This window comes from Sedimentibacter sp. B4, from assembly GCF_000309315.1.
Lineage (GTDB): Bacteria > Bacillota > Clostridia > Tissierellales > Sedimentibacteraceae > Sedimentibacter > Sedimentibacter saalensis.
In genome coordinates this window covers 1-241 of the sequence record NZ_CANG01000506.1, presented here as the reverse complement: position 1 = coordinate 241, position 241 = coordinate 1, and the positions used below count along the sequence as shown (strand labels likewise).

Annotated in this window: 1 pseudogene; it reads right to left on the bottom strand. The window is 67.2% G+C overall.

Annotated features, from left to right (window positions below):
- Window positions 1-241: pseudogene (locus BN358_RS27695) on the bottom strand (hypothetical protein); the annotation flags it as partial.

Here is a 241-nt window from a genome sequence, read left to right as displayed (position 1 = left end):
CCCAGTTCGCACCCGAACGACCGCATCTGGTCCCCTCTGTCAATGGGTGGGTTGGAGGCGCGTCGATGTTCGGGTGTGAGTCGACCGCGCTGGACTTAAGTGCCGCCCCGAGGTGCCCTCCCGGGCTCGCGCCCAGTTGCTCGTCGGGGTCGCTGGTGATCGTGGTGGCGTCGGCCAGGAGGTGTCGATACACGACGTCGGAGAGTCGGCGTTTGAGGCAGCGGAGGGCTTCCATGCGGGT